At 51.0% G+C, this 8,921-nt stretch carries 6 protein-coding genes; 4 read left to right on the forward strand and 2 right to left on the reverse strand.

Annotated features, from left to right (window positions below; genetic code table 11):
- The first annotated feature begins 543 nt into the window (after positions 1-543).
- Complete coding sequence (locus RSA72_RS12850) at positions 544-900, forward strand: hypothetical protein (RefSeq protein WP_332623849.1); 357 nt, start codon at positions 544-546, stop codon at positions 898-900.
- Between the two features lie 73 nt (positions 901-973).
- Here the strand turns inward: RSA72_RS12850 and bfmS are convergent, their stop codons facing one another.
- Positions 974-2,641, reverse strand: coding sequence for a sensor histidine kinase BfmS (gene bfmS / locus RSA72_RS12855; RefSeq protein WP_332623851.1), 1,668 nt, complete (start codon positions 2,639-2,641; stop codon positions 974-976).
- 41 nt (positions 2,642-2,682) lie between these two features.
- Complete coding sequence (gene bfmR / locus RSA72_RS12860) at positions 2,683-3,399, reverse strand: response regulator transcription factor BfmR (protein ID WP_332623853.1); 717 nt, start codon at positions 3,397-3,399, stop codon at positions 2,683-2,685.
- A 601-nt stretch (positions 3,400-4,000) separates the two neighbouring features.
- On the opposite strand from bfmR, the gene RSA72_RS12865 reads away from it, so the two are divergent.
- From RSA72_RS12865 to RSA72_RS12875, 3 genes are all read left to right on the forward strand, one after another.
- A complete protein-coding gene (locus RSA72_RS12865; RefSeq protein WP_332633277.1) occupies positions 4,001-6,841 on the forward strand; it encodes a ribonucleoside-diphosphate reductase subunit alpha in 2,841 nt (946 codons plus the stop codon).
- 158 nt (positions 6,842-6,999) lie between these two features.
- The gene (locus tag RSA72_RS12870; RefSeq protein WP_332633279.1) at positions 7,000-7,131 is read left to right on the forward strand and encodes a hypothetical protein; all 132 of its coding nucleotides are present in this window, start codon (positions 7,000-7,002) and stop codon (positions 7,129-7,131) included.
- Positions 7,132-7,273: 142 nt separating this feature from the next.
- Positions 7,274-8,557, forward strand: coding sequence for a ribonucleotide-diphosphate reductase subunit beta (locus RSA72_RS12875; RefSeq protein WP_332624737.1), 1,284 nt, complete (start codon positions 7,274-7,276; stop codon positions 8,555-8,557).
- Positions 8,558-8,921 lie beyond the last annotated feature (364 nt).

Here is an 8,921-nt window from a genome sequence, read left to right on the forward strand (position 1 = left end):
TTGGCCTTCAAATACACCAAACACAAAATTAATCCCGCCAATTGTACCCGATTGATACTGCCTCTTGCTAGCTTATGCGCCTTAGTCTTTGGGATGATTTATTAGACATTTTTCTTGCATTTCCCGGCTAAAGCACTATTTAAGCTAAGGCTATCGTTTTATCTAATAAACATTCAAGTTATGATTATTTTTATAAATTTTTCAATTTTTTCATCCATTAAGCGCAAAGCTTGCAGCAAAAATCGGTTAAATCCGCGCCAAATGTCCGGCGCGCTTTTCAGGCTGGGCGCCTGGCGGGAAGGAAATGCGCAGAATTCCCGTAAAATGGCAGTTTCGGCCTTTTGAAATTCTTTTCAGCGCTTTTCAGGCGCACCGCCTACTTTTTACCTACGTTTGCCATTTTGCGCAGGCTGAAGGCTGCATATGGCCCAAGCCTACACTTGTGTATTTTTTTGCAGCAAATTTCAACTATCCATCCGCATTTAAAAATATTTATGCTATTCCTAGCTGAAGCCGACAAATCACTAAAAAAAGGAGCAATACATGAACTTAGAGTTTACCCATGAACCGGACTACTTTCTATTTGCCCAGCTGATTATCCGCCATATCGAAAATTATATGGAAAAGCATCCTGACGCCAATAATGCGATTTTTGATTTGCGCGACATCTATGAATTGTTCCGCCAAGACAAGGCTTCCTCCACCACTAATCTTGACGGCATCATGAATATTGCTGATGAATACCGGGTCGAAACCCTGAATGGCGATGAAAGGCTGATCAGCAGCCACAGCATTGATGTTAAAAACAACGCCCTGCTGATCGATTTCAACTCAAATGCTTTGGACGGGCTGAAAGGCGGCAGGCCGGTTATCGCGCCGGACGCAACCCTGCATGAATAATAGGATTTTCCGGACAATAAAAAAGCCATTTAATGCATAAATGGCTTTTTTATTGTCCGGCAGGATGCCACCCTTAAGCTTCTGAACCGGCATCCCTCTGCTGTTCTGAATTTTTCCTTTTCGGGCTTTTAAAGCGCTGCTGCGCAGGCCACGCCATAATGAAGCGCGCGCCGCCCAGCTCCGGACTTTTATCAATGCTGACCGTGCCGCCAAACCAGTAGGCGATCCGGCTGACAATTGACAGGCCCAGCCCATAGCCGCCGGAAGCGCGGGTGCGGCTGTCATCCAGGCGGGCAAAAGCTTCAAAAACCCGCGAACGCTCTTCTTCCGGAATCCCCGGCCCATCATCTTCAACACAGACATAGGCCATGCCGTCTTCGCTCAGGCCGCCGCTGATCAGCACCCGATTGTCGCAGTAGCGCACCGCATTGCCGACCAGATTCTGCACCACGCGGTGCAGATAGCGGCGCTCAGCATCCACCACCACCGCCAATGGCGGCGCCTGAAGCTCTAAAGTCTTGCCGGTTTTCAGCGCTTCGGTTTCAATCAGCACCTGATCCAGCACCTCAAACAGAATAATCTGCTCAAAATCCAAAGACGGCGCGCCCTGCTCCAGCTTGGCATAGGTCATGATTTCATCAATCAAGGTATTCAGCGCCTCAATATCCTTGTCAATCATGTCCACCTGCTGCAGCCGGCATTCATAGTCCTCTTCATCCGCCAGCATTTCCATGCCGAAGCGGATGCGCGCCACCGGCGTGCGCAGCTCATGCGATACCGCCCGCATCAGCTCGCGCTGCGCTTCAATCAAGCGCTGGATATGGTCAGACATGGAGTTGTAGCTGGAGGCCAGCGAGCCGACTTCATCGGTGCTGTCCACCGGCAAGCGCACGGACAGGTCTCCGGTCTTCATTTTATTCAGTGCGTAGTTGACCGCGCGCAGCTTGCGCTGCATCGGCACCAGCAGGCCATATACGCCCAGGCTCAGCACAAACAGGCTCAGCAGGGTAATGCCGGCCGCCAGCTGGAACGGCATCCAGTTGAACAGCGGCACCGGCCCCATCACCAGCACATCTGAAGTGGAGCTTGGCATAGGCGAAACAATTGAAATTGTCGTGCCGCGGACAGAGGCGCTGTCGCGGTAAAGGATAATGCTGTGATCCAGCCTTAAGCGGCCGATCTGCTCAGAATCCAGCGGCAGGCTCTGCACATTGACTATCTGCATCGGATAAGAGAAATAATGCTGAATGCGCTGCAGGTATTCCCTTTCCTGCCCCGGATAATACACCAGATAGTCCAGCACAAAGACCGGCAGGGCCTTCATCTGCCTTTCAGTAATATTGTCCGCCTTAATATACAGCAGGTGCTCCGGATCATCTTTCAGGCCGATAATAATATAGGCCACCAGCGTCTGCGCATCCCAGCGCACAGCCGCCTTGCGCTCTTCCAGGCGCTTGGATTCCGCGCGGGTTAAATCCACTTTGTCGGCTTTGACATAGTAGATCGGGAGCTCCAGCAGATTGGATGCATCTGAAATCCAGTCCATCCGCTGCTGCTCATTCGGCTGGCGCGCAATGCCCTCGCTGATGATGTAGGCCATGCCATCGGTCAGCGACTCGCGGTATTCCTGCGCGCGCTGATAGTTGATGATCTGTACCAGCAGATAGCCGAACAAAGCCACCAGCATCACTAAAATGACCAGACCGGCATAAATGCGCAAAAATACACTGTGTTTCAGCACGTAGAAAGTGTCCTGAATTTAAAGCACGGGAACAGCATGAATTAAAGGCCGCCGGTTTCTTTTACGAACAGATAGCCTTTGCTGCGCACAGTTTTAATGCGTTTCGGGTTCTCCGGATCATCGCCGATTTTCGGGCGGATGCGGGAAATTCGCACGTCGATTGAACGGTCCTGGCCGTCATATTCAATGCCGCGCAGGCGCTCAAAAATGTCTTCGCGGGAAAGAATGCGCCCGGCATTGGAAGCCAGCAGCCACAGCAGGTCATATTCAGCGCTGGTAAAGTCCACCAGCTCGCCATTCAGGGTCACTGAGCGGCCGCCGTTGTCAATCACCAGATCATCAAATTCAATGCGCTGCGCCACTTCATCTTCAGGCACTTTGTCGGTGCGGCGCAGCAGCGCGCGGATGCGCGCCAGCAGCACGCGGGGCTGCACAGGCTTCGCCACATAGTCATCTGCGCCCATTTCAAGGCCCAGAACCTGATCCATGTCTTCGGTGCGCGCAGTCAGCATCAAAATAGGCTGATGGTAATGCGGGCGCACTTCGCGGCAGATGGTCAGGCCGTCTGCGCCCGGAAGCATGACATCCAGAACCACAAGGTCTGGCTGTTCCGCAATAATGCGGCGGATTGCACGGTTGCCGTCAGGCTCCACGCCGACTTCAAGCCCATTGCGGATCAGGTATTCTTGAGTTAAGCGGGCAAGACGTTCATCGTCTTCAACGATTAAGATTTTTGGTAATTTTTCTTCCTGGCTCATGGAATGCCCCTTTGCATGACTGGACGTATCCTTTAAAAATCCAGCAGATACGATTCAAGATAATTTGCAATATACACACGTTTACATTGTAAACAAGATGCTGTTCACCAAACTGATACATCTCAGCTGCTTTTTGTTAAATTTTATTAAACCTTGAATTATCTATCTTTTTCCAGACGGGCGCAGTTCGGCGAAAATTGCAGGCACAAACCGTTACAAAAAGAATAAAAAGCAGGCTGCGCCTATATTTACAGCAAACCGGCGGCTGCCTGTTTAAATAAGTTTCGGGCTTTTCAAGTTATCCACAAGGTTATCTATAAGCAGTTAAACCCAGCTTTGCTATGCTATGCCCTTGTCCAATAAGGCTTAAAGCTGACAGATAAAAAAAAGGGGCTTTGGCGGGATGGATTTCCGCCGCAAAAGATCAAAATTTTTAGCAGAATGTCAATATTGATCTAACCTGAATTTTCCCGTATCTTGTGCCCAATTCACTTTTAAACCACTAAGTCTTGTGTTTATCCCTCAAACACTGCGGCAGCGCCTTTGCCCAGTTCAAACGGTCAATAAACATAACAATAGATGACAATGGAGCTATGCTGACATGAGCGTAATCACTTCCACCCCCGGTCAATTGCAGGTGATCAAGCGCACCGGCGATGTTGCCGTGTTCGATGCGGAAAAAATTTCTGTGGCAATCGGCAAAGCATTTCTGGCCGTTGAAGGCCAGCAAAGCGCTGATTCCAGCCGCATTCATGACCGTATTGAACAGCTGACCGAAATGGTGATGAATACGTTCAACCGCCGCCTGCCGTCCGGCGGCACAATTCACATTGAAGAAATTCAAGACCAGGTTGAACTTGCGCTGATGCGCACCGGCGAGCAGAAAGTTGCGCGCTCTTATGTAATCTACCGCGAGCAGCGCGCTTCAGCGCGCAAGCTGACCGGCGCAAACCATCACCCGACTCTGCAGATTACCTGCGCAAACGGCCAGCTTAAACCGCTGGATTTGGGCGCGCTGCAGGCCCACATCGCCAAAGCCGCTGAAGGCCTGGAAGGGATTGACGTTCAGGCGATTATCGATGAAACCGTTAAAAACCTCTATAACGGCGTAAAAGAGTCTGACATCGCAACCACCATGATGATGGCGACCCGCACCCGGATTGAGCAGGAGCCGAACTACACTTACGTGACTGCGCGCCTGCTCCGCGACAACTTAGTCGCGACCGGCATGGAATTCCTGGGCCTGCCTGCAGACACTTTAGAGAATGACGCTTTAGAAACATTCCTGAAGAAAGGCATTGCGCTGGAACTGCTGTCAGCGGAACTGCTGAATTTTGACCTGGCAAAACTGGCGGCGGCGATCCAGCCGGAACGCTCGAATCAGTTCACGTATTTAGGCCTGCAGACCCTGTTTGACCGCTACTTCATTCACTCTGACGGCGTGCGTTTTGAGCTGCCGCAGCTGTTCTTCATGCGCGTGTCTATGGGCCTTGCATTGAATGAAGACGACAAAGAAGCGCGCGCCATTGAGTTCTACAACCTGCTGTCCAGCTTCGACTACATGGCGTCTACGCCGACACTGTTCAACTCCGGCACGCTGCGTCCGCAGCTGTCCAGCTGCTACTTAACCACCATTGGCGATGACCTGTACAGCATTTACGGCGCAATGCGCGACAACGCAATGCTGTCGAAATGGGCCGGCGGCTTAGGCAATGACTGGACGCCTGTCCGCGCATTGAACTCATACATCAAAGGCACCAACGGAAAATCGCAAGGTGTTGTGCCTTTCCTTAAAGTAGCCAACGATACTGCTGTAGCGGTCAACCAAGGCGGCAAGCGCAAAGGCGCCGTCTGCGCATACCTTGAAACCTGGCACCTGGATATTGAAGAATTCCTCGAGCTGCGCAAGAACACCGGTGATGACCGCCGCCGCACGCACGACATGAACACTGCAAACTGGGTTCCAGACCTGTTCATGCAGCGCGTATTTGAAGATGCGGAATGGACGCTGTTCACACCGTCTGAAACGCCGGACCTGCACGATTTAACCGGTGCGGAATTCGCTGAACGCTATGCGCACTACGAAGGCATTGCCAAAGAGCAGAACCTGCTGCATAAGAAAATCCGCGCAAAAGACTTGTGGCGCAAAATGCTGTCCATGCTGTTCGAAACAGGCCATCCGTGGATTACCTTCAAAGATGTCTGCAACCTGCGTTCCCCGCAGCAGCATGTAGGCGTCGTGCATTCATCCAACCTGTGCACAGAAATCACCCTGAACACCAATGCCGATGAAATTGCCGTCTGCAACTTAGGTTCAATCAACCTGGTGCAACATGTGCAAGGTGGCGTATTAGACCGCGAAAAACTGGCGCGCACGGTGAAAACTGCTGTCCGCATGCTCGACAACGTCATTGACATCAACTATTACGCTGTGCCGCAGGCGCGCAACTCGAACTTGAAGCACCGTCCAGTCGGCATGGGCATCATGGGCTTCCAGGATGCGCTGTATGAAATGCAGCTGGCTTACGGTTCTGACGCTGCTGTGGATTTTGCCGATGAATCAATGGAAGTGATCAGCTACTTTGCGATCCAGACCTCCAGCGACTTGGCGCTTGAACGCGGCAGCTACGAAACCTTTAAAGGCTCATTGTGGGATCAAGGCATCCTGCCGATCGATTCTTTAGATCTGGTTGCGAAATCCCGCCCGGAACGCATGTTTGAAGTTGACCGCACCCAGCGCCTGGACTGGGACACGCTGCGCGCCAAAGTGCAGAAAGACGGCATGCGCAACTCGAACGTGATGGCAATTGCGCCGACGGCAACGATTTCCAACATCTGCGGCGTGTCTCAATCCATTGAGCCGACCTTCCAGAACCTGTATGTGAAATCCAACCTGTCCGGCGAATTCACCGTGATTAACCCGTACCTGGTGCGCGCATTGAAAGAGCGCGGCCTGTGGGATTCGGTGATGGTCAATGACCTTAAGCACTTTGAAGGTTCCGTGCAGAAGATTTCGCGCATTCCTGAAGAGCTGAAAGCCATCTTCGCGACTGCGTTTGAAGTTGAACCGCGCTGGATTGTAGACGCTGCTTCACGCCGCCAAAAATGGATTGATCAGGCGCAGTCGCTGAACCTTTACATTTCCGGCGCCAACGGCAAAAAGCTGGACATGACCTATAAAATGGCATGGCTGCGCGGCCTGAAGACCACCTATTACCTGCGTGCATTGGGCGCGACTTCTGCAGAGAAATCGACCATCAACACCGGCGCACTGAACGCGGTTAAAGCAACTGCAGCCGCTGCGCCTGCGCCAGCCGCAGCTCCAGCGCCTGCCGTTGAAGCCAAGCCTGCAGCGCCGGCTGAAGAAGACGGTTTTGCTCAGGCAGCGCCAGTGCCGATGGCGTGCTCAATTGACAACCCTGACTGTGAAGCTTGCCAGTAATTGGCTAGTTTCTAAGAATCCCCCTAAATCCCCCTTTTCCAAAGGGGGACTTCCAAAAATCAAAAGAGATCAATGGAAGCCCTTCTTTATTAAAGGTGAGCAGCATTGCTGCGCAAGGGGGAGGCTTTTAAAGCAAAATATAAATAAAGGAAAAGACCATGCCGCATATGACTCATAACTACCAGTTAGGACTGATTGCGCTGGTGATTTCCTTTATGGTCTGCTTTTACGTGCCGCTGACCTATGCATGGGTCAAAATCCGCGCGCAGCAGCGTAATCAAAATAAGTAGTGGGGATGCTTGCTCATCTGAATAAAATCAGGGCATCCATCCGCAAAACTTAATTTTGCTTACACATAATGAGCGTATAGTAAGGCATCTGCGTTTGCGAGGTGTCTGAATAAAAGATATAAGCAACGAAGAGAGAACTGATATGTCTATCCTAAGTTGGGACGATTTCGAAGATGATGAACCGAAACAAGCTGCACCAGCACAGCAGCCTGCGCCCGTCGAACCGAAGAAAGCGGCTGCTCCGCAAGTGGTATCTGATGCACACAACGCGGCGCCGCGTGTGGCAGCTGAACAATCCGCTGGAACCGCTGCAGGCCGAAGAGCAAATCCAGCCGATTCGCTGGCAAGAGCATCTGCTTCCTTAGAAAATCTGGATGCTGCGCCGGGCCTTGAAGAGCTGGAAATGGGCGCGCAGCGCGTGCAGGTGGATGACAAAGCCATGATTAACTGCCGCGCTGACTTGAACCAGCTGGTGCCGTTCAAATACGAATGGGCTTGGCAGAAATATCTGGACGGCTGCGCGAACCACTGGATGCCGCAGGAAGTCAACATGAACCACGACATTGCGCTGTGGAAGTCTGAAAATGGCCTGACTGAAGACGAACGCACCATTGTCATGCGTTCTTTAGGTTTCTTCTCGACTGCGGATTCATTGGTTGCAAACAACCTGGTCTTGGCGATTTACCGCCACATCACCAACCCTGAATGCCGCCAGTACATTTTGCGCCAGGCCTTTGAAGAAGCAATCCACACCCATGCTTACCAGTACTGCATCGAGTCTTTGGGCATGGATGAAGGCGAAGTCTTCAATATGTACCGTGAAGTTCCGTCAGTTGCGCGCAAAGCGGCCTGGGGCTTGAAATATACCCAGTCTTTAAGCGACCCGACATTCCAAACCGGCACGCCTGAAAATGACCAGATCCTGCTGCGCAACCTGATCGCGTTCTACTGCGTGCTGGAAGGCATCTTCTTCTACTGCGGTTTCAGCCAGATCCTGTCGATGGGCCGCCGCAACAAAATGAATGGCGTTGCTGAGCAGTTCCAGTACATTCTGCGTGACGAGTCGATGCACCTGAACTTCGGCATTGATATGATCAACCAGATCAAGATTGAAAACCCGGGCTTATGGACGGCTGAATTCCAGCAGGAAATCATTCAAATGATTCTGGAAGGCACCATGCTTGAGATTGAATATGCACGCGACACGATGCCGCGCGGCGTTTTGGGCATGAATGCAGCCATGATGGAAGAATACCTGAAGTTCATCTGCAACCGCCGTTTAGCGCAGCTTGGCCTGCCTGAGCAGTTTGCCGGCGTGAACAATCCATTCCAGTGGATGTCGGAAATGATGGACCTGCGCAAAGAGAAGAATTTCTTTGAAACGCGCGTGACTGATTATCAGACTGGCGGCGCGCTAAGCTGGTAATTTCAGGATTACGCCACGCGACACATAAGTTGTCATTTACGACACATAAAATGTCATTGCGCGACACATAATTTGTCATTGAGAGATTTTATATAAATGCCCAGTAAGAAATCTAGGTTTCTTACTGGGCAACTAAAAAAGCATATCACTTTAAAATCTTAAACCCGAAATTGAATATCAAAGTTTGGCTAAATTCTGGCTAAGGGACAATTGTGCTTAGAACAAGCAAATAGAAAATCAATTTCATAATGAATAATCAATTTAGAAGATAAAAATGGGACTACAAAGTAAATTTTCAACATTCAACAGCAATATCTACATAACTCGTCAAAGCGAGGAATATAAGGATGCACGTGAAAAAGAC

Origin of the sequence: Acinetobacter sp. (genome assembly GCF_036659555.1) — a bacterium.
Classification (GTDB): domain Bacteria; phylum Pseudomonadota; class Gammaproteobacteria; order Pseudomonadales; family Moraxellaceae; genus Acinetobacter.